General features: G+C 39.2%; 16 protein-coding genes. 3 read left to right on the top strand and 13 right to left on the bottom strand.

The window, feature by feature from the left end:
- Both EVJ20_RS15410 and EVJ20_RS15365 read left to right on the top strand, forming a co-directional pair.
- The coding region (locus EVJ20_RS15410) for an IS3 family transposase (RefSeq protein ID WP_131440828.1) at positions 1–81 on the top strand (81 nt) is incomplete at its 5' end.
- Positions 82–282: 201 nt separating this feature from the next.
- Complete coding sequence (locus EVJ20_RS15365; protein WP_328591044.1) at positions 283–1,443, top strand: excalibur calcium-binding domain-containing protein; 1,161 nt, start codon at positions 283–285, stop codon at positions 1,441–1,443.
- A 99-nt stretch (positions 1,444–1,542) separates the two neighbouring features.
- On the opposite strand, the gene EVJ20_RS13675 is transcribed toward EVJ20_RS15365, so the two are convergent.
- The 7 genes from EVJ20_RS13675 to EVJ20_RS13645 all read right to left on the bottom strand — a co-directional run bounded on the left by EVJ20_RS13675 (position 1,543) and on the right by EVJ20_RS13645 (position 9,281).
- Positions 1,543–2,580 carry a hypothetical protein gene (locus EVJ20_RS13675; RefSeq protein WP_131508645.1) on the bottom strand — a complete coding sequence of 346 codons (1,038 nt, stop codon included), beginning with the start codon at positions 2,578–2,580 and terminating at the stop codon, positions 1,543–1,545.
- 547 nt (positions 2,581–3,127) lie between these two features.
- Positions 3,128–3,736 (bottom strand): hypothetical protein, encoded by a 609-nt coding sequence (locus EVJ20_RS13670; protein WP_131508643.1) that lies wholly within the window; start codon positions 3,734–3,736, stop codon positions 3,128–3,130.
- Positions 3,737–3,796: 60 nt separating this feature from the next.
- Positions 3,797–5,236 carry a caspase family protein gene (locus tag EVJ20_RS13665; RefSeq protein WP_161568119.1) on the bottom strand — a complete coding sequence of 480 codons (1,440 nt, stop codon included), beginning with the start codon at positions 5,234–5,236 and terminating at the stop codon, positions 3,797–3,799.
- Positions 5,237–5,649: 413 nt separating this feature from the next.
- Entirely contained in the window at positions 5,650–6,033 is a 384-nt protein-coding gene (locus EVJ20_RS13660; RefSeq protein ID WP_131508639.1) for a hypothetical protein, read from the bottom strand.
- Between the two features lie 195 nt (positions 6,034–6,228).
- A complete protein-coding gene (locus tag EVJ20_RS13655; protein WP_131508637.1) occupies positions 6,229–7,737 on the bottom strand; it encodes a pentapeptide repeat-containing protein in 1,509 nt (502 codons plus the stop codon).
- Between the two features lie 480 nt (positions 7,738–8,217).
- Entirely contained in the window at positions 8,218–8,424 is a 207-nt protein-coding gene (locus EVJ20_RS13650) for a hypothetical protein (RefSeq protein WP_131508635.1), read from the bottom strand.
- Positions 8,425–8,825: 401 nt separating this feature from the next.
- Positions 8,826–9,281, bottom strand: a complete 456-nt coding sequence (locus tag EVJ20_RS13645) for a JAB domain-containing protein (protein WP_131508633.1) — start codon at positions 9,279–9,281, stop codon at positions 8,826–8,828.
- A 374-nt stretch (positions 9,282–9,655) separates the two neighbouring features.
- Here EVJ20_RS13645 and EVJ20_RS13640 point away from each other — a divergent pair, with 374 nt between their 5' ends.
- Complete coding sequence (locus EVJ20_RS13640; protein WP_131508631.1) at positions 9,656–9,997, top strand: YolD-like family protein; 342 nt, start codon at positions 9,656–9,658, stop codon at positions 9,995–9,997.
- A gap of 143 nt (positions 9,998–10,140) precedes the next feature.
- Here the strand turns inward: EVJ20_RS13640 and EVJ20_RS15265 are convergent, their stop codons facing one another.
- The 6 genes from EVJ20_RS15265 to pglX all read right to left on the bottom strand — a co-directional run bounded on the left by EVJ20_RS15265 (position 10,141) and on the right by pglX (position 21,382).
- Complete coding sequence (locus EVJ20_RS15265) at positions 10,141–11,082, bottom strand: DUF4062 domain-containing protein (RefSeq protein ID WP_131508629.1); 942 nt, start codon at positions 11,080–11,082, stop codon at positions 10,141–10,143.
- 107 nt (positions 11,083–11,189) lie between these two features.
- Positions 11,190–11,438 (bottom strand): hypothetical protein, encoded by a 249-nt coding sequence (locus EVJ20_RS15315; protein ID WP_236636453.1) that lies wholly within the window; start codon positions 11,436–11,438, stop codon positions 11,190–11,192.
- Positions 11,416–11,754 (bottom strand): type I restriction endonuclease subunit R, EcoR124 family, encoded by a 339-nt coding sequence (locus tag EVJ20_RS15310; RefSeq protein ID WP_236636450.1) that lies wholly within the window; start codon positions 11,752–11,754, stop codon positions 11,416–11,418. Before EVJ20_RS15310 ends, EVJ20_RS15315 begins: the two co-directional genes overlap by 23 nt.
- Before the next feature lie 225 nt (positions 11,755–11,979).
- Positions 11,980–15,159 (bottom strand): DEAD/DEAH box helicase, encoded by a 3,180-nt coding sequence (locus EVJ20_RS13625; RefSeq protein ID WP_131508627.1) that lies wholly within the window; start codon positions 15,157–15,159, stop codon positions 11,980–11,982.
- 51 nt (positions 15,160–15,210) lie between these two features.
- A complete protein-coding gene (gene pglZ, locus EVJ20_RS13620; RefSeq protein ID WP_131508625.1) occupies positions 15,211–17,718 on the bottom strand; it encodes a BREX-1 system phosphatase PglZ type A in 2,508 nt (835 codons plus the stop codon).
- A 142-nt stretch (positions 17,719–17,860) separates the two neighbouring features.
- Positions 17,861–21,382, bottom strand: a complete 3,522-nt coding sequence (gene pglX, locus EVJ20_RS13615) for a BREX-1 system adenine-specific DNA-methyltransferase PglX (protein WP_131508623.1) — start codon at positions 21,380–21,382, stop codon at positions 17,861–17,863.
- Positions 21,383–21,399 lie beyond the last annotated feature (17 nt).

Below are 21,399 nucleotides of genomic sequence, written 5' to 3'. Positions count from 1 at the left end.
ATATCGTTCTACAACCATGATCGTCTCCAGAAACGACTAAACGGCTTGAGCCCTGTCGAATACAGGGCTCAAGCCGCATAGGCTGGTTTTCATTATTTACCCTGTCTACTTGACGGGGAGCAGTTCATCTACATGAAAAAGATCTTTGTTATTTTTTGTTTTTACCTAAGCTTTATCGCAGTTTATCCAAATGAATCTTTGACCTTAATGTTAAAACTCCTTCGGTTCATAAAGTACTTAAAAGGTAAAATTAAGTTATTATTTTTCGGAAGGAAGCAAATAATGGATAACTTAATTAAGAAGAAAAAACTTACTTCTTGGCAGATTGTCAAAAAGAAATACCCAACCTCTTATGTTGCGGGTGGGACAAAATATGATATGACGGATTTTAATCCGATTTTCCTTGTAGCCTCTTTACAAGAAGGACTAAGGTTTGTGAAAGAATACCAAGGAAGAGTCACTGAAATCGAAAAAAATAAATGGGAAGAACTACCTGAGGAATTAGTAGTAAAACAGACATTGAGAGAAAGAAAGTATTCTTATAGAGATAGATTTTATCTGTCAGTTCAAAATACCACTGAAGATGGTCAAGCCGTCGTTGAACTAATTGAAAGAAAAAGACGAATTCTTTTGCCGGCTGCACCTTGGTATAGAAACATCGATAGTTACCGAAGCAGCTTACCAGTAGTCATTTCTTCTATCGTTTACATTTTTATAATGATGTCCGCTTTAGTAAGTTGTATTGGAGAGGACGATTTAGATTCAAAAATACCTGATGAATCTTCAGAAGTTCTTCAAGCAGTAGACCCTATTGAAGAACCAACCATCAAAGAAATTGTTGACGAACCGGAATTGCAATCTACAAGGTTAGGCGACATTGAAGTAAAATCACTCATGAACGAGTCTGAAACAGAAGAAACAGGAACTTATGCGTTTATTTCTACAACAAAGAACAAAATAACATCATATAATTTAATCAAGTTTTTCGTTAAAGACATATCAAAATTGGCCGGTACGGATTACCTTTTAATTGATTTACATGATGGAACAGCACTTCATAAAGTTGCTGGTGCATCGATGCTAACATATGGACCTTACGAATCAGGTAATGACAGACTTTCTTCAAAATGGGAAGATATCATTGTTAATACTACAGATGAAACGGTAATCGGTGAGCTTTACGACGGTGTAGATTTAAGTCACGCACTGTTCCCTAACATCCAAGAACCTGAAGTGAGTGAACCTGTTGAGGTAGAACCTGAAGTAGTTGTTGATACACCAGAAGTTGTTGAAGAACCTGAAGTAGTTATAGAAACTCCTCAGTTTGAGTTCTTTGCAAACTGTACGGAGTTAAGAGTAGTCCATCCTAATGGCGTAGACTCTACGCATGCTGCATACCAATCAAAAATGGATCGCGATAAAGATGGATTCGCTTGCGACTGATAAATCTAGTAAATTTCAAGTTGATTTGAAGACAAGCATCCTTCCATTAATGGGAGGATGCTTGTCTGTAGATTATGTATCGCCTGACTGCTTTATGATTCACGAATGAGTAGGTAATGTTACGATTTCAAAAGAGCCGTTACGTAATTGAGTTAATCTGTTCAATACTCCACTCACATCTCCAGTACCCACATACCTTCTTAAGTTCCCCTCATTTCCTTCAAAAGTTTTAGTCAATTCTATCAATGTTTCCTTTAGTGTTTCTGGGGTGAAATGCTTCTGCACATCATAATATTCAATTTCACCGTATCTTGCTTTATAAAATGCAATACGGTCTACAGAATAATAGTCGCCAAATTCAAACTCCTCGGAGCCCGCATAATATGAAAGTTCATCTAATAAGTAGTAGCCAATCATTTGAAGATTGTCTTTTTTCTTAAGTGAATTGTCTTTGGTGGTTTTAAAGTCATATAAGGTTCCATTAATATAAACGTCTCCATCCGCACCTTCAACCAATAGCGATGAGACACCGAAATGCGGATTGAATGACACACTACTATGCTTTTTTATGACTTCCGGAATCATAAAGTTCTCTTCAAATAGATGTATCATCATTTCCAATTCACTTATCACTTCAGTAGGTACTGGATTATTAAACAAGTAATCCAAATCCACAGCATTCGGGTTGATTCTTGCTCTTGCGATTTGTTCCAACATAGCTAAGCGCACAGCAACTTCATATAGTTCGGCTAACTGCGACCTTCCCATTACTACTTTTTCGACTTTCTCCACCCAGGATAGGTACTTATTAAAGTAATATTCGTTGACAGTCGGTACGTTTTTTAGCTTATACATTCCTTGATATGACATTAAACCAGATGTAACATACTGCGATTTGATAAATTTCGCAATCCTAAATCGCGCCAGGTAATCAAAAGCTGTTCCTAACAACGTTGAATCCCGAGTTACACTTAAATTATTCGGAACTTTGAGTATGTATTCATTTGAAAAAGCATTTTTACCGCTTTGAGTATAGTAATCATTTTTATTTGGTGCAACAGAGAGGAGTACGCTCATAAACTCTCTGTCTTGTTGCGTTTTCCCATGTAACTTGCTGTTTAGAGACATTTTATTCATTCACCCTCTTTAAATTTTAAATTGACCCTCTTACTTTAAATTTCGAGCAATATAATCCAGGTGGCCCCGACTCTTCCTGATTTCCTTTTGGCTTTTGGACCCATTGAAATCTTTGTAACCTTGGATAAGTTCTTGTTGCACGCCTTTCCGCACTAGGCGCCTCTGTCCGTGGTGTGACTGTTCCATGTTCGATCTCTCTTCGATGCATCACGGATGTATACGAAACCGTCATATTGATTCTGGTCCAATGACTCTATTAGGTAAGGCTGATAGATACAGATTGAATGAGTTGTGACCAATGGTTGATTTATAAAGCAGTGTAAACCATCAAAATCTCACTTTTCTAATGTCTTCATATGGAATAGTGGGTAGAAAGAGCATGTATACGTTTCGACGTCGAAATATATACATGCTCTTTTAAGATGGTCTGATTCATACTTTCATGGCCTGTTCGATTGAAAGGATTGATATCTTCCACGGTTAAACATCTAGACATCTTGGCCATTGATCAAGAGGCGTCAGGACATCAGTTGTTTCATGGCCATGCTTATGATGGAACCAAACCGATCTCGGTCAACAACCGGACGCCTAGGATACGAGCAGACAGATAAGCGATCAGTGCGTCCTCCGCACTGAATAGACGGTCTCTCGATTCGTCTTGGTTCACCCCATGTTTCGACATGTTGTACAGGCGTACGAATACCAGTAGGCTCTGAATCGTCTTTTCATCTATCGTTCGCAGCTTGGCGATTTGATGGACCGCTTTTCCCAAGGTGGACTGGGAGTGTCGAAGCGACCCGAGCTTTTGCGATCGCATCAAATATTGACGTGTCGCGGCCTCCAGGTGCATGCCTGCATATTGAACGATGTATCGCGCCCCATACGCCACGTCCCGCTCTAGTTCGCTCGCCGCATACTGCAACGGCCTATACAAAGTTCGTTCCATTCCGCCAGGAAACAGATTCTGTACCGGGTTTTTAGGAATCTGGTATCCGCCGATCCCTCCGATTTCCGCGTCCGTCTCCCATAACTGTGCTATGAATTCCGCTTGCCTGTGCATAAGGCCTTTAGCCGCAAAATCATCGACAGCGGTCTGTTGCCCATGGTTCAAAACTTGTTCATATAGCAAACGTGTGTCCGGTAAGGAATGTTTCATCTAGGCTCTCCGCCTTCTCTGATTTGATGGTCTTTCGCTTACTCATGTACGCGGATCGTATCAATATTCCAATGAAAAATGTACCTGTTCGTCCACTGACACTATTGACGGATCGACGTTCGAGTAGACGCGGGGCCGCCTACCTTCGATGGTAATCCTCGTGATGACACCGCGTTCGACAAATAAATTCAATGAGTTCACTTCAGACACAATCGATTTGAATACAAGGACCGCTATGAGGTGTAGTCTAATACATTCCAGGCTGACATTCTGATTAAGCAGGTCCGGGATTAAACGATCGGACACCTCATAGTCGGATGGATTCCCGTAAATGAGTGTTTCCGAATGATCCATTCTGACATGTCTCGGAACTTCTTTGTTGAATAGATAGTGATCGATTCTCAGCTTAGCGATTTCATCGGGTTTAATGCCATTGACCGTCATTTCACTAAACATGTGACTGCCATGTCTGTCTTCACTTGAGACCAGCTTGAGGTTGATCGTTTTTTCACCCCCGACCACTTCCACATTCACCTCGGCCACGCGGACATATTCAGCCGTGTCTTCAATCGCGAAAGGTTGCTCCGTTCTCCACATCTGCTTGAGCACCTCCTCGACCCCTCTCGAGTTGTTTTCTGCCTTCAAAATCAAGCTGTATGCCTTGTCAGAACGGTTGTAGCGATAGGAGAAGTAACGTGCGCTCGAACTTCCCAATAGAAACCAGTCTCCAGAATTGTCGATCATCCATTGTCCACCGTCAAATAGTGGTGTTGAATTCGACTCGGCCTGTCTCGTCTTTACATTCTTGATGATGACAGGTGGACCGGAAAGCGTGCTGTTTAAGACAGGATGTTGATTCTCGAATTCTTTCGAGAGAGCCCGGCTGACGTAAGCATAGAGCGTGTAGATATCGATCTCCCCGCTCGGGTTCGTCGCCCCACCTTCCAGGCCACGGATCAAATGATCTGTGAAGGCTCCATGCCCGTTTCGATCCCAAGCCAACTGATTTTCCGTGCACGCTGCGATGACGAACTTACCGGACCCTTTAATTTCAAGCCCTCTCTCCATGAGATTGTCGATTGATCGCATGAGCGCACCGCTATGACACGTATCAAAAAAGCTCAAGACCGTGCGCGCCGGTGTTTGGTCGATATGGTCCCTGACATCGGACATGTTGATGCTGGTGTCACCTATGGCATGAATATCTGCATCATATGGAATGAAATACGCATTGGTTTGACTGAACCCCCCGTGGCCTGCCCAGTAGAGAAACAAGACATCATTTGGAGACGCATCCCCAAAAAAACTATGTAATGCATGGTCTAACATTGACTTGGTGGTCAAATTCCCATATAAAATCTGGACGTCAGATTTACCGAATACGGCGGGCTCTTCTGTCAATAATCGATTGATTTCTCTTACGTCGTTCAACGTATTTGGAAGAGCAGATATCTCATGGTCACGTTGCTCATTGACTGCAATTAATAGAGCTTTGTACAATATAAATCCCTACCTTCTCATCATTTACATATATTGTATTATACAATGTACACATGCTCCAAACTTGAATAGAAAAATCAATCACTCGATTCAGAAGACATGTCGACGCAGACTCTTTCATTCTCAATCTTTTATTCTAAGAACCATTGATAAACAGTCGCTTTGAAAAGTAAAGTGCCTTTATGTAAAAACAAAAAACCATTCGGCTGAATGGTTTTCCTCGCGTGTCTCAAGACACGCCCGCGCTCTTGCTTTTGACGTTGCCCTTACGCTCCGTGCCTCCCGTCAGAAAGGGCCAGGAACATAGAGATGCGGCTAAAAGCCAGCAGCTCTTGTTATCGGGCCGTCAGGGGGGCAGCGGTGCGATGAGCGACTTCGCCTCCTGGCGCTAGACGCTCACGCATGAGCCCGGATCACCATTCCTTCTCCCACGCCCCGTCCTCGGACACGCCCCAATCCTCGAACCGGTACTTGATGAGCCAATGGACGTGCATCACTTCATATTCGAATACACCCTTTGATAGCTCCGAGACGACAAAGCTGACGTCTCCATCTGCCACCACCCATGTCCCGTATAGATACACTTTCTTGATCGGACGCTCTTCTACATCCAAGTAGATCAACACCCGGAAGTAAGGCGAGTTTCTTCCCTCGTCGAAACGGACGACCTTCTCGACGCAATGTTCCTTGTCGACGACACGCATCCATTCGGGATGTTCCATCAATTCAGAGAACACGGTCCGAACGAACGGATCCAATCCTTCGAACGCATAGTCATCAAGTAACCCCTCGTCCATCACCTCACATCCCTTTTTATTATTGATGTCGATACTTTTTACAGTTGTTTCGAAGAGTTCTGACGTGAAGAGATTGTTTTTCTTCAACTCGGCCATGAGACAGTCCATGTCAACTTCTTCATCCAACATCCTGAAATCAATAGAACAGACTCGGCAAATTTAGATTCCGCCACGTTATATAGGAAACTTAGATACTTACAGTTGCAATATTTCATTCAGATTGGCTTGATATAGATCTGCTTCAATTAGTCTTGCGCCGCGCAGGTCAGCCTTGGTTAGATTAGCGTAGCGTAGGTTAGCGTCAACTAGGTTGACGTAGCTTAGATTGGCTTCAACCAGATTGGCAAAACTTAAGTCTGCGCCATTTAGTTTTGTGCACCGTAGGTCTGCCTTAGTTAGATTAGCTTCATCTAGATGGGCAAAACTTAAGTCTGCACTATATAATCTTGCGTTACTTAAGTCTGCGCTGTTTAGTTTTGCCCAGCTTAGATCAGCCATAGTTAGATCGGCTTCACTTAAGTACGCATTATATAGATTTGCGGAGCTTAGGTCAGCCATAATTAGTTTAGCAAAGTCTAGTTTAGCAAAGCCTAGTTTAGCGTAGTTTAGTCTTGTGCCACGTAAATCTGCTTCGATTAAAGATGCGGAATTTAGTTCAGCATATATTAAGCATGCACCTCTTAAATCTGCTCCGCTTAGCGATGCGGCAGACAGATTCGTTTTAATTAAGTTGGCGCTTCTTAGGTTTGCACCAGTCAAACTAGCAAAACTCAGGTCGGCATTATTGATGTTAGCGAAACTGAGGTCCGCTTCAATTAAATATGTGTTACTTAGGTTGGCTTCACTCAAGTCTGCTTCAATTAGTTTTGTGTCACATAGATCAGCCTTAGTTAGATTAGCTTTGCTTAGGTCAACGGCAACCAGGTTAGCGTAATTTAATCTGGTACCGCATAGATTGGCCTCGATTAAAGTTGCGCCAGTTAGTTCTGCATTATCCAGGTATGAACCACTTAGGTCTGCACCATCTAGCGATGCGGCGAGTAGGTTCGTTTCAGTTAGGTTAGCTCTTCTTAGATTTGCATGATTTAAATTAGCGAAACTCAGGTCGGCGTGATTGATGTTAGCAAAGCTTAAGTCTGCTTCACTTAAATTTGCGTGCCTTAGATTGGCGTCACTCAGGTCAGCTTTAGTTAGATTAGCTTTGTTTAGGTTTGCTTCAACTAGGTTAACGTAGTTTAGATTAGCTTCAACCAGATTGGAGTGATGTAAGTCTGCACCATTTAGTTTTGTGCCCCGTAGGTCAGCCTTAGTTAGATTAGCTTTGCTTAGGTCAACGGCAACCAGGTTAGCGTAATTTAATCTGGTACCGCATAGATTGGCTTCGATTAAAGTTGCACCAGTTAGTTCTGCACTATCTAGGTATGCACCACTTAGATCTGCGCCATCTAGCGATGCGACAAGTAGATTCGTTTTAGTTAGGTTGGCTCTTCTTAGATTTGCATGATTTAAATTAGCGAAACTCAGGTCAGCGTGATTGATGTTAGCAAAGCTTAAGTCTGCTTCACTTAAATTTGCGTGCCTTAGGTTGGCATCACTTAAATCTGCACCACTTAAGTCAGCGCGCTCGCCACCAGTTTCTTTATTTAGCCATTTTTTATGTTTGTTTAGGATGTCAGTGAATTGTTGAGGTGCCAATCGCTTCATTAGTGGTTACTCCCATAAATTAATAGTTATACATGCTGAGAACATCACAAAGTAGTGTTTTCTTTCGTAACCGAATCTCAACGAACAACAAGAGAAATCAATATTTTAAGAATTAGTATTTGTTAACAGATTAATTATAATCGATACGACAGTATCAATATAGATGGGGATAACATCTTCTCAATGAAACGAGGCTATTTCACAGGCTCCTATGAACAAGCCATTCGTGATTCTGCTGAGACCTGGTTGATGTAGGGCGGTCTGAATCGGTTAAAACGAGGAAAGGAAAAGGTGAACGCCGATCCTACTCTTAAACGCATAATCATCAAGTAGTCGTTCGTCCATCACGTCTCCCCCCTTCCGCTTCTTTATAAAACGATTCCCCGTCCAGAGCCAGTTCAGTCCTTGTTTATGAGACTACAGAAATGAAGACTTCAAAAAATGTATACACATATACATGTATACAATTACTTTATGTTCTTATGTACGACGATTCCGTCGAATCATATTGGTATTGAAAAAGACGGTGAGGTGGGTCAAGCGTTCTCCTTCCTTCACATCACAAAGAAGATCCATGCTCACAAGTTTTAAGTCGTCAAAATCTTCTTGAAGCCGGTCAGGAAGGCGTCGAAGCAATACCTCCGTCATCTCGTCCATCGTCTGTTGATCTAGTGGGTAACTGTCCATCCGAATCATCCTCTCCTGTTGATAGCCTAACAATACCTCGTATCCATGTAAGCAACATCTCGCCTAATTTCACGTAAGCCCTGGTGTTGTTTCAAACAAGCCCTAGGGCTTGTTTAGAAAACATGACCATTTCCAATAAACAAACCGTGTTTTCACTTCTGTCATTTCATCAAACAATCTTCTTACGAGACAGACCAAAACAACGTCCAATCTTCACACACGAACCATCTCGTTTTCATTATGCGAAAACGGACCCTTTCCGGGATCCAGCTCTATGGATCCAGGCGAGAGCAACGCGAGTCGCCCGTCTCGTCAAAGAAAAACGCACGTTTTTCGTCCTTGCCCTTATCGGACGGACCGGAACCGGTCCCCCGGCCCCACTCCATTCCAACTCATTCAATTCAGCCCATGTAACCTCGCTGTTTCATGCTGACGTACGACTCGTCCGCACCGAGAATAAGATGGTCGAGCACCGGAATTCCGATGAGGTCGCCCGCTTCATGTAACCGTTCGGAGACGAGGATGTCCTCCCGGCTTGGGGTCGGGTCCCCGCTCGGATGCTGATGACAGACGATGAGACACGAGGCGTTGTTCAAGATGGCGCACTTGAAGACTTCCCGTGGGTGGACGACGCTCGAGTTGACGCTCCCGACGTGCGCCCGGTGGACGCCGATGACCCGATTTTTCGTGCTCAGCATGATGACGAGAAACACCTCGCGGTCATCGTCCCCGATGAACGATGACCCGATTTGTCTGGCACTGTCCGGCGAATGGATGATGGCGTGTTCGAGGGCGACCATTTCCTCGCGAACCTCTTGCTTGATACGGATGACCTCGATGACGGCGGATAGTTCCATGATTGTTTGTCCCCTTTCGGATAAGCTGTCCTCAGAACGAACACCGTTGTGCGTCCTGTTGACGGATTCGCAGCGAGCGTCGGGAGACGGTGCAAGGGCGACCGCAGGGAGAGCCTCAAAAAAATGCGTAGAGCAAACGGAGGTCCAGGCTTCCGTAGCCAACGCGCGAAAAGCCTCGCTTTGAGCCTAAAGCGGAGGAAGACGGACCGGAGGGCGCGTCATTTTTTTTGACGTCCCTTGCACCGACGACCAGCGAGCTAGAGTACGGAAACAGGACGCACGGATCAACCAATCACGAAAAAGGCTGTTCAAACGAGATAAACCGGGTATGAAATAAGAACAAAAGTTCGCATTTTATTGAAGGGGGAATTTTTATGATGATGTATCGCGATCGGGGTGAGCTGAAATGGATCCCGTTCCTCATGCCCGAGCACAAAGCGTTGCTGACGAAGTACTATAAGAAAATCCAAAAGATTGAGATGCCCGATATCGACGAACAGGTTCTATCGGTCTATGAAAATGTGCTGAATGACGCAATCTTCAGCGGGGATATGGTCGAGTTGAGGTATGTAGAGGAGCGGGAGATGAAACGATTCAAGGGGTTTGTCCACCGGACGAACTACATGGAGCGGACCGTCGAACTGGCCAATCAGCGGGACGGCGTCATCCAGGTGCCATTCGAGGCGATTATTCACGTGGAACAATCGATGGACTAACGCCCTGGCGGTTGTTCGAAGTCTACGTCACGAAACGTAGTGTCGTTCCTCAACTTTACAAATTGAAAAGAACAAGAACAAAAGATAGCGTAAGTTCTTGTTCTTAACGTTTGCGCAACTTTATAATACGCTGTTACGAAAAGTCAAAATGGTAAATCTGGATCCAATACAATTGGATCGCTTTGAATTATAAAATGAGATTTCAATTGCTGTACCGAATCAGGATTGTCGCGTATTATTTTTTTCAAGTTTAAATAATCATTATTACTTATAGTGTAGAGCCTTGGATTACCTGGCCCTGTATATTCAGTAATACTCAAAATTTTTCGTTGTTCGAGTTTTATCAATACAGACTCATAGCGAGTACTTAAATAATTCTGTAAGTTATGTTGCTGTTCCCATTCTTCAACAACTTTCGAAGTTTCTTTTGCCATCCATCTAGCCCCAAAATTCCGAAGTTCTTTTTCTACAGTAAATATAAAAAAGAGTTGCTCATCATGATCAAATGCCAGATCATCAAAAATATTTTGAAAAGAACTTTCTTTTTCATCATCAGATTCTCTTCTTATATTATCAACGGAAGCATCCATTAGTTCATGTACTTGTTTAGTGAGGAAGTATTGAATTCTTTGCGGACTATAAGTAGCATATAACCCCTGACGATTCTCGATGAGGCTATTTTTATAATCTATAACGCGAAGACGTTCTTCAATTAAATGTTCCGGTGTATCAATATCTAAAAAGAAAATACCTACACCTCTTGAATGATAATCATGAAAAACATTTATTTCCTCAATCGTTCCTGATTCATAATCACTTGTTCTAGCACCAATTCGATTTCCAAATATCGCTATCAAAATATCACTTGATTTGAGAATTTGCTCATTGATGACAGCCTGACCATCCTTATCAATAGCATAGGAGGCTATAGAATTGTTCTCCCAACGAATTGGCATCAAGACGACATTCGTCACATCTGTGTGTTCATTGTTCCAATTCCAAATTAGCCTTTCCACCTCATCACGCTGTGCACTCACATCCCCGGGCGAAGCAATGAATACTTTGATTAGTTGTACAGATTTCATGAATTATAAACCCCCTTGACTAAGTCCCAAGTCAATCACGATTTATAGGACAAGATTTAAAAAATAGCCAGGAAACAAATCAAATCCGTTTCGTGGCTATTTCTGCTTTATCTTAGTTCTTGACTGATCGGGATGACAGTTTCATCTAATGTAGCTCGCCATTCTCGTTTCATCGCCGGAACATACTTTAATGATAAAGCTTCGGGATTTGCTTCCTTATAACCTGCGAAGTCTTTACTATTGATGATGCCACCGATGTTGTATTGAACAGCCGAGGCATATAGTTCTCGCTCTTCCACAAACCAAGTCTCAGCAAAATCATGAATGGTTTTTTCATAGGCACGCGAAGATATCATCTTCTTCGATTTCTCCACTATCAATCGTATTTAAAATCGATCGGTATACTTCTTTAACGACCTCAGACTTGTTCAACTTCTGAAGCGTCTTCTCAATCTTAGAACGAACGTCGGCATTATTGGCCGAACAGGTACCGAGTAGCTTGTCGATATAGCTTGAGTCGACGTCATAGAATCTCGCGGCATTGTCCCCGTAGAACTCTATTTCTGAGGAGTCCGGTGTACCGTCCGTATCTTCATCGCCAGTTCCCGACTCTTCTAATAAAGAGCCTATGACCTTATTATAACTACCGACGAAATCCTCTATCGTTTTCACTTCACTGAATGATATTTTTTCATCATTTTTCCTTAATATGTTTCTATTTCATTGAAAGTATCCATTTGTTTCGATTGGAATTCTGAATCCACACACCCTGCTAACAAACTTGAAAGTAAAATAAAAGCTAGAATTTCTTTTATAGAACATTCCTCCTCGACTGCTCCACAGAACTTTTAGACTTTAAAATAGTTATGATTTTTCCACTCTGAAACAGTTACTAGATTATTTTCCTGCACCTACTAACTGCTCCAGTAGAGCTTCCTCAACTAGTTCTCCATCGTTAATTACATATACATAAACACCTCCATTTAAAGACTCATAGTCTCTATACTGAATAAATTCTGCCATTTGTTCCAGTGAAGGTGTACAAATAATGAACCGTGTCTCACCATTTGTTTCTTCGCTTGTAAAATCGATTAATCCATATGCTTTTTTAGCACGGATATTTAAACGTCCCTGTGTATATTCATATTGCTTCACGGTTTCAAAAACATCATGTGGAATGTAGCGACACTTCCCCTTATATGTAGGTTCTAATTGCAACTGTGCAATGCGTTTTAAAGGCTGCAATTGAATGCTTCGTTCACGTTCAATATCTTCAAGCCGTTCATTACTACGTTCTTCTAAATCCTCGATTTGTGTGATGGTTTGATTGATTAAAGCGCTATTTTTGTTATCAGGATTCTTACCACGATAGTTATTTAAACGCTCTTGCAATATTTGCATTTGTTCATCGAAAGATCTACGTAAATAGCTACTTTTGCGGTTTAAATAATCATCACGTTTCATCTGTACAGATTGTAAAATGCGGCGTGCTTGTAAAATCGATTCTCGCTTGAAAGTTTCATTTTCTATTCCATCCGTAGCCATAATTTCAAATGGTTGATTGAATAATAAATAGGGATCTATTTGTATCCATTCTTTCGATGACCGTTTACCAAGTAGCATTAACTCTTGGTCAAGCTCTCGTCCGGTGCCATCTACAATACTCACTTGGTTCAGTTCAATTGTCATTTGCTCACTTACTGCTGTTTTCACGCGACAAAGTGGCAAAGATACTTGTTGGATTTCTTGACTTCCCAATTCCATTGCAAGCTTGAAAATGGCATGGTCGTTTTGAACAAGTGATACTTCTTCAGAAGTACTCGTTTTCTTCAAAGCGAATCGGATAGATTCATCCGAACGTAAATTCAACTTACGCCGCTTCACTAATTCACGAATATTTTTAGGTAAACGATCTATACGTCCGACAGCATTATCATTTGATAAATGAATTTTTATTCGTGTATCTTCAAATTGCTCTACAACAAACTCTCCGTAAACGCGTTCAGGTAAGCTGCTAAGTGAAATTTCTTGATAAGCTCTTCTTGCCCCAGGCAGATCAAAGCTATTTTCATCTAATCGTTCTTGCTTAGCCAACTCTAACAACCGCTTATGTTCATCCGACAGTGTTTTTTCCATTAGAGCAATTAAGTCGTCTAAACTTTCGCGTCCGCTAATGGCTTCTTCCATTAAGCTAGATAAGTCAATACCCTTCTCTTCTAAAACTTCACCTATAAAGTCATAAACCATATCTTGTCCTAAATCAGTTCGCATTTGCTCCATTTTTTCTAATAAGCGCTTTAATACATCGCCTTCACGAGTATTGGTCGCTACCAAATTGAATATGAAGACTTCGTTTTTCTGTCCAATTCGATGAATACGTCCCATTCGTTGCTCTAAACGATTTGGATTCCAAGGAATATCATAGTTAATCATTTGATTACAAAATTGAAGGTTTATCGACTCTCCACCAGCATCCGTTGCTATCATAATTTGCACTTCATTGCGGAAACGTTCCACTTCGCTGCGACGCTGATCCATCGAAAAGTTGCCAACAATTTTAGCTAGCGAATCGACATGCTGTAACAATTTCTCTTCTAAGTAATACAATGTGTCTTTAGATTCTGTGAAAATTAAAATCTTTTCACCTTTTTCCAACAAACCATCCGGACCAAACAATGTGTTCTCCAGCTCGATATATTTTCGTTCGTTGTCTTGCATACGCAAATAGGAAGCCTTTTGAATTAAATCATTTAAAATACTTATTTCAACCTGAAGCTCTTCAAGGTCAATTAACTCTGTTTCTCCTTCAAAAATTGATTCAATCTCTTCTTGTTCATCAATCGATAATTCATCATAATCAGTGACTTCAATAGCTTTAGGAGAAATTTCAGCAGCTAGCAACGCCTTTAACTTGTCTTTACGCCGTATTAATGACAAATGAATGGCATAAAGTGAAGAACTTAAACGACGCTGTAAAATCATCATCGCAAAAGCTACATTTGGTTTATTATTTTGTCTTGCCCGATTAAAATGTTCACGAGCATAGGCTGTTACTTCTTCATATAATTCTTTTTCACCGCTACTTAAATCGAAGCCCAGAGTTTTTGTAGTTCGCTTCGGAAAAAGTGGTGTCCCGTCGAAATTGACCATCGATTCTTTTAAACGGCGTATGACAAAAGGGTTACTTTTTTCATGTAAAGATTCCCCAGCATTCAAGCGAGAAAAAATGTCATGATCAACTAAACTCATTAAATGACGAAAGTTCTCTTTATCACCTTTATGTGGTGTAGCAGTTAATAGTAAGCAATGCTCTGTGTGGCGCAATAAGCTCTCGCCTAACTGGAACATTTTTGTGCGATTAACTTTACGTTTCTTAACACCATGAGTGTAAGCAGCCATTTTATGTGCCTCATCTACAATCACTAAGTCAAATTGGGCCTTCAAAATATGCGATTTCACATCTTCTCGCATAGCCCAATAAACTGAAGCAATAATTTTGTCATGGTTTTCAAAAGGATTGTTATCACTAGAACTATTTAAAAGATTGCGATTTACAATCGTAAAGTTCTCACCGAATTTTTCCTTCATTTCCTCTTGCCATTGCTTCAAAACAATCGGAGGTACAAGAATTAAAATTCGGTTCGCCGCTTGTCGAGCTAGTAACTCTCGAATTAGCATTCCTGACATAATAGTTTTTCCAGCACCCGGATCATCAGCTAGTAAATAACGTACTTGTGGGGACTGCAGCATGCGGCTATATACAGCTTCAATCTGGTGTGGCAATGGAATGACTTTATTATTTCCTCTAGCGCGAGATCTCGAATACTTTTCTTCCGTTTTTAATATGTAATATTGTAAGTAGTGTTGAAGACGTGCTGCTTTTAAGCTCGCCTTCTCTTCTGTAATATTTTCCAATTGTGCGAGCTGAGCTGCATCTAAATATTGCGAATAAAATTTATTTGTATTACGTCCAATTGCTTCGACAATATAAAGATCCTCGTCAATTAACTCAAAGTGTTTAATTTCAACGATTTCTGGCCAAAAGGGGCCTTTAATAATTTTCCCTACTTTTAACATGAGAAGAACCTCCTTTACTAAAAGCCTGCTCAATTATAAGCAGGCTTTAGACTAGTACAGCGCATTGTACATATGGATTGTGAATGGTGTTTCGTTATAAAAAATGGTTTTATTCTCTTCTATTGTCGTTAAGCGCAATGTGCATACTTGACCTGCTGGATAATATTTTTCAGCCAGGTTAAACGTAAAGGTTTCTCGTCTTTCATGATTCTCCCCTACCAAGTTCATTGTAAAGTTTATCTCGTCTGATATACGTTGCTCATTGATATAAAACGCCGCTTTTACAGTTCGAGGTAAATAGCTCGGTGAAGTACTCTGTTCTTGATAGAAGGGTACTTGTATGCGGAAACTTGTAATGACACGCTTTGGTATCGCGACAGTAACATCGACTAGATCCGCTTGGCTTGTACGACGATAATCTATGAGTGGAACAATAATTTCTTGTGGCATTGCCCCCCCATGAACAAACTGTAAACCACCACCACCAATGAAGCGATTGACTCCCTTAGCAATCACTACATCTCTTTCTGCTAGTGACGTATATGATTCTTGTAATTTCACCGCTCCGGCTGGCACTATCAAATTCGAACCAATTGCAAAACGTCGATTAGAGTCTAAAATATCTCCTTGTACAGCACTAATTTTCACGTCAGCTTCAATCTTCGGATATTGGAATAAGAAGCCATGATCTGCGGTTACAAAAATACGTTTTGCTTGGAGGCGTGATAATCGATCTATTGCTCGTTGTAAAGCGTCTATAGCTCTATCAGCGGCTTCGTAGGTTGCACGCTCAGATTTTTTTGAATCCCCTGTTGCATCAATGACATCATGATATAAATAAACAAGGCGTTTCCCTTTTAACTGTTCCTCAACTTCTTGTCGAGACCATTCCATAAAATCATCTAATCGATAAGCGACTGCATTTTCATTAGCTTTTTGTAATATTTTCATCCGATTTGCTAAGCCATTCGTTGGCAATCCATCGGCAAGAACTGTCTTATTTTCTGCAATTGAAAGCTGTTGATGAGGCAGCAGTGAAGCCATCCCCAACTGCGTATATGTTGGTAAACTAGCGAGCATTGGTGAAATAGAAGCTTCCCCGTTAGCTCGTGCATTAAACTGATCTGTTAATTCTGCACCTATTTCATAGCGGAGCGCATCAGAAATAATGACAAAAACTCTGGTAGACTCTTTTTCAAGGATAGGTTGAATATTTTTTTTAAAGAAGTGACTTTGTTTCTGCACCGTAATTTCCGACTCATTATCTAGCAAATAATTCGTTTCTTCTGCTATTTTACGAAGATAAGTATTTTCATACCAATTCGTTAATAACTCAACTAATGGCTCTACATCTCCTCGATGTTCTAACTTTATATAGGACGCCATAAAACGACGATACGCCTGATCGATCAAATATAATTTACTTGTGTACTGAACATATAGCTCTTGCCTTGTATCATACTGTTTTAGGAATGTTTTATACTCTGTTAATCGTACTGCTTCATATAACACGTTATAGAGGCTTGTCATCTCTTGACTTCGTTTTGTCCAATGCATTTGTCGACGTTTCTCAATACGCTCCTTCCATGCAGTCAAATCCGATGTTTGATGTAATAATTCTGCAGAAAGTTTTTCTACTAAAAGTACATCAATAATAGGGAAAGTTGATACTTGATCAAATTGCTCAACTGGTTTTTGTTGGAGTACATCTCGAATTTGGAATAATTGTTCACTTTCTTTTATATAGCTTTCAAGTATAACAATGTCTTGCTCTTTTGAGCGAAACCAATCATCAACAAATAATGCACATGCGTTACCTCTTGTTGTTGCATACTTCCGAGCAAGATCAGTGTTTTCAAACAAAGCATGTCGTTGGAAATGCGCAAACAATAAAAGTTCTAATAAGTAATGCAACGAATGTTTAGCAGCGCCTGAACCCATTCCGAAATATTCTTCGAAAAGTATCCACATCCGCTCTTTACTGAAATACTTATCGATGCGTTTGTATAAATCATTTCTTTCATCAATACCTTCAATAAGTAACTGACGAGCAATAGCGTCTATATTCGCAATTGGAGCATTTGTTAATACCGCTAACATGCCGTATTCTAAATCACGCTCACTCGCATTAGGCTGCAATACTTTATATAACTTCTCCCGTCGTTCATTACTGTTAAAAAAATTGGTATACTTCTGAACAATCGGACGTAAAATTGCATCGTTCACATGCAATTGCTCTGCTAAAATAGCAATCTTATCTGCTTTAAACTCAGCACCATATAGTAGGATATCTATTAGGAAGTTTTCTTCATCAGCAGGTTTAGCAAAGGGTGCATATAATAAAAAGGACTTTTCTTTCTGTTCCATTTCAATTTCAATTTTCAATGAAAAAAAGTTATTTTTTGTTAGTTCACGTATTTGAATCGCATCTTCAACAAAAACTTGCTTTAAATTCGAAATATTTTCTTGTGCTGATTCATCATACCAAAATACAATAGCACGTGTTTTCCTCTGTTTTTCTTCTACAATTCTTTCTCTTAACAATTCTATGGTGTCCATTCATTCACCTCATTTATTTCTCATTAGTTCATTATATCAATGAACATCCAACTTTTGGCCATAAAAATAACCAGCTGCAACTATGCAGCTGGTTATGAATTTTATTGGAAATCACTTTTCAAGTTATCGTATCAATAAATAGTTATTTTATTTTTCTTAGAACTCCATCAAACATCGAATAATTTGCCACGACACCATTATCCAAATCAATCGGAATTTGTGCATTAGCGTATTCAGCAAGTTTCTTATCAAATTCTAGCAACTCTTCTAAGCGTTTTTTAAAAACTGTTTTTTGCTTATCCAAATTTCGCTTTTCAGTAGCACTTAAATTAGGATTCACTAGGCGCATATCAATAGCATCGATTTCATGGTTATATTTCACTTGAGTTTCTTGCAAATGTTCGAAACGAATCGTTGCCATTGTATCTGACTGATATCGATGCATATAAAATAAAGTACGTAAGCCTTTCTGTTTCCCAGAATCCACCAGCCAATATATTGGCCGCTTTTGATAAATTTTGCAATGGTACGTGTAAAATTCGTCAGTAAAGAAACGGCGCAAACGAGTTTCTGGATCTTCACCTATCTTCATCACTAGAGAATCCGCCAACCAATGTATGTTTTCATCTATTGTATCTTCACTAAATGCTATTGCTAAAAATTCACGAAGGCGCCCAATGATATCATTTTCAAAATACTTTACATCTGTAAACTGAATAAGCCCATATTTATTTGGTATAAATGATGTATATTTAGAATCATCCCACTTGCCACCAGCATATACTACTCCTTCTACATCTAAGCTATAACGACCTACTAGACATCCTATGAAATAAGACAAGAACGAAGGAACGTCCATTGATTTTTCAGCTTTGTTAATTTTAATTCCTTTATCATCGACTTTCGCTTCTAATTCATTTTCTAACTCATAAATTTCAATAAATTTCTCATTTAATTCTTCTTCAAGTGTTTTTAAAGTATAGAATTGCTCATTTTTTAATATCTCCCATTCATAGAACACATCTTTCAAACGTTTATGTTCTGAATCTAAAAAAGGATGCTTTCTAAAATCCCAGGACTTCTCATAATCGTTCCAATCCTTAAATGAAATATTGATACATTCATTTACTTTTTTTTGAACTTTCTCAATAGTTTTTTGATCCGGAAAAATTACTGGGATATTTGCTATATCCCTTACATTATAATTTAATGTCGGAGATAATATTTGCAAAAAACTCTTCGTTACAATTGAATTTAAAAGACCACTAAGATATTCTTTATTTTTTATATCAAATATCGAAAAACCAGCATTGGAAAATAAATAGCCTTTCGAAAAACTTCTAAAGCTCAATCCACCGCTTGAGATAGCAGTCCATGTCAATCCTTCTTTAAAATAAAATTGAATATTTGTTATAGTACGAGTAACTGATTTATATTTCTCTATAGCTAGGGCTTTCATCTCATATCCATCATTTTCCCAATTTACTATAGATTCATTGTTTCCATAATGTTTTCTATATTCTCCACCATGATTTAATGGAAACCATTTTTTCTTTGATTCTTTAGCATCTATTATGCTGTCTGCATTAAAATAAATTTTGCAATAGTCTACTTCATACCAATTTTTTATAAAGTAATCATTGTTTAAAGTTTTCATACCTTGACGTGGCTTTGCGATTTCTCCTAAACTATCATTCTTTAAGAAAATTTCCTGTATTTTAGGTGTTACCCAATACGCTATAGGACTTCCTGGTATTTTTTGAAAGTCTGTTTGTTTAAACATGTACATATTAGTATTCTCTAACCTAGAAGCAATCATAGCTAAGCGGTCTTTTTTTTCTTGTGGACTCTTATCGTCGACAGCTCTTATAAAAATTCCAGGTTTTTCAGCTACTCTATAATTTCTTAAAATAAAAGTTGTATTTTGTACAACTTCTCCATTAATATCTTCAAAAGCTTTCGCCCCTAGATGAAGCATTGAGTCAATGTATTTGTGATCTAAGATCTCTTTACGAAGTTCTTCAAAACTTGATAGGAACATCCATGCATGCTGATTGATGGCTGCATAGAAGCTATTATCTTTAAAGTAATGATCAATTTGCATAAAAGCTGCAAATAAATCAGCCTTTGAATTTGGATATTTTTCTTTAATGAAAGCATATAGCTCTTTATTCATTGAACTATCACTCATATACGGTGGATTCATAATTACAATATCGTATTCATTACGCATAATTTTTGTTTGGTCAATTAGGCTTGGTAAGATTCCAATTGCTATCTCATGATTATCTACTTGGAACAAATCATGGTTAGGAACTGTTTTGAGATTTTCTAATCGTTTTTCTAAATAGGAAATTTCTCGTTCACTAATATTAATCAAGGAGCCGTATGTTTTGGCATTATGAAATTGTTCAATAAAAGCTTTTACTCGCTTAAAATTCTCCCCTTGTGTATTACCAGCAATATAAGCTATAACCTCATCAGATATAGCATTTGTTTCCTGAATTGAAGCTAAATTTAATTTATTGTTTTTTCGTTGAACGTTTTTTAAGAAACGTTTGTTATATTGCATAGCTTTCATTACAAGAGAGAAGCTGGCTAATTGATATGCCCGGTCATCGATGTCTAATCCATATAAATTATTTTCTAAAATGAGGCTTGGAATTTCACGGTCTGGATAACCGCATTTTGTATAAATTTCGTGTAAAACATCAAACATATATACCAATATATGCCCACTCCCCATTGCAGGGTCAAAACATTTAATTTCCTCAACTTTCAATTCTTTATTAATATAGGGAGCAATTTTATCTTTAAAATCTTTTTCTTCATGTTTTAAGAAATAATCCCAGTTTTCTATCATGTCTTCATGTTCTGGATGGGCTTCTGTCCAATAACGACAGAGTGAGTTTTGAACCATATATTGGACAATCCACTTGGGTGTGAATAGCTGAGTAGCGTATGGAATTTCTTCTTTTTTATACTTTGCCTTTTGTTTAAATACACGGTCTTTTTCCTCTGCTATATAATATTGATACAGCCATCCAATAACCTCAATTTCATTAAAACTTTCATTCAATTCCTCATTTTTTACTAACACATTAATAATAGACTCTTTATCTAATAAGTAATCTGGTAATAACAATTCCGTATAATCTTGAATTTTTTCGAACATAAAAGGCAAGACTTCGTTTAAAGCATTACATTGGGCAATAAATAGCATTCGAAACGCTATTTCAGTATTCCCATTCATTAGTAATTCATTAACTCTAGTTTTATCAACTGATAATTCCATAGATTCATATTCTGTCAAAATATCTGGATCTACACGCCCTGTACTACTTGACAATACATTTACTCTCTCAGGTAAATAATCATGAACTTCCATATAGCGAATTGCAATAATACGGTTGAACCATGTGTAAGCTACCTCTTCTAATACTTGCTCGTAACCTTTTGATTCCAATTGTTTTTGCAGAGAACGAAAAGCCGATTTCATATATTTAGGATATGAAGTACCATTAATTATTAATTGACCAAATTGTTCTTCTATAGTTAAAACTGTTTTTTCAGTAATTCCAAACAAATTAGCACGCAAGCTAACTTGTTTTAAGAGTTCCCGGCGTGCATTCACTGCAAAGTTTTTTAACTCTGTTTTGTTCATAATTATTGCTCCTTTTA

It is taken from the genome of Exiguobacterium sp. SH0S1 (genome assembly GCF_004337165.1).
Taxonomy (GTDB): Bacteria; Bacillota; Bacilli; order Exiguobacteriales; family Exiguobacteriaceae; genus Exiguobacterium; species Exiguobacterium aurantiacum_A.
Note: the sequence above shows the minus strand (reverse complement) of the source record. Positions and strands in the feature narration are given on the sequence as shown.

Coding starts and splice junctions, on each gene's coding strand:
- EVJ20_RS15365 (WP_328591044.1), top strand. CDS start 283: ATGGATAACTTAATTAAGAAGAAAAAACTTACTTCTTGGCAGATTGTC.
- EVJ20_RS13675 (WP_131508645.1), bottom strand. CDS start 2,580: ATGAATAAAATGTCTCTAAACAGCAAGTTACATGGGAAAACGCAACAA.
- EVJ20_RS13670 (WP_131508643.1), bottom strand. CDS start 3,736: ATGAAACATTCCTTACCGGACACACGTTTGCTATATGAACAAGTTTTG.
- EVJ20_RS13660 (WP_131508639.1), bottom strand. CDS start 6,033: ATGGACGAGGGGTTACTTGATGACTATGCGTTCGAAGGATTGGATCCG.
- EVJ20_RS13655 (WP_131508637.1), bottom strand. CDS start 7,737: ATGAAGCGATTGGCACCTCAACAATTCACTGACATCCTAAACAAACAT.
- EVJ20_RS13650 (WP_131508635.1), bottom strand. CDS start 8,424: ATGGACAGTTACCCACTAGATCAACAGACGATGGACGAGATGACGGAG.
- EVJ20_RS13645 (WP_131508633.1), bottom strand. CDS start 9,281: ATGGAACTATCCGCCGTCATCGAGGTCATCCGTATCAAGCAAGAGGTT.
- EVJ20_RS13640 (WP_131508631.1), top strand. CDS start 9,656: ATGATGATGTATCGCGATCGGGGTGAGCTGAAATGGATCCCGTTCCTC.
- EVJ20_RS15265 (WP_131508629.1), bottom strand. CDS start 11,082: ATGAAATCTGTACAACTAATCAAAGTATTCATTGCTTCGCCCGGGGAT.
- EVJ20_RS15315 (WP_236636453.1), bottom strand. CDS start 11,438: ATGATATCTTCGCGTGCCTATGAAAAAACCATTCATGATTTTGCTGAG.
- EVJ20_RS13625 (WP_131508627.1), bottom strand. CDS start 15,159: ATGTTAAAAGTAGGGAAAATTATTAAAGGCCCCTTTTGGCCAGAAATC.
- pglZ (WP_131508625.1), bottom strand. CDS start 17,718: ATGGACACCATAGAATTGTTAAGAGAAAGAATTGTAGAAGAAAAACAG.
- pglX (WP_131508623.1), bottom strand. CDS start 21,382: ATGAACAAAACAGAGTTAAAAAACTTTGCAGTGAATGCACGCCGGGAA.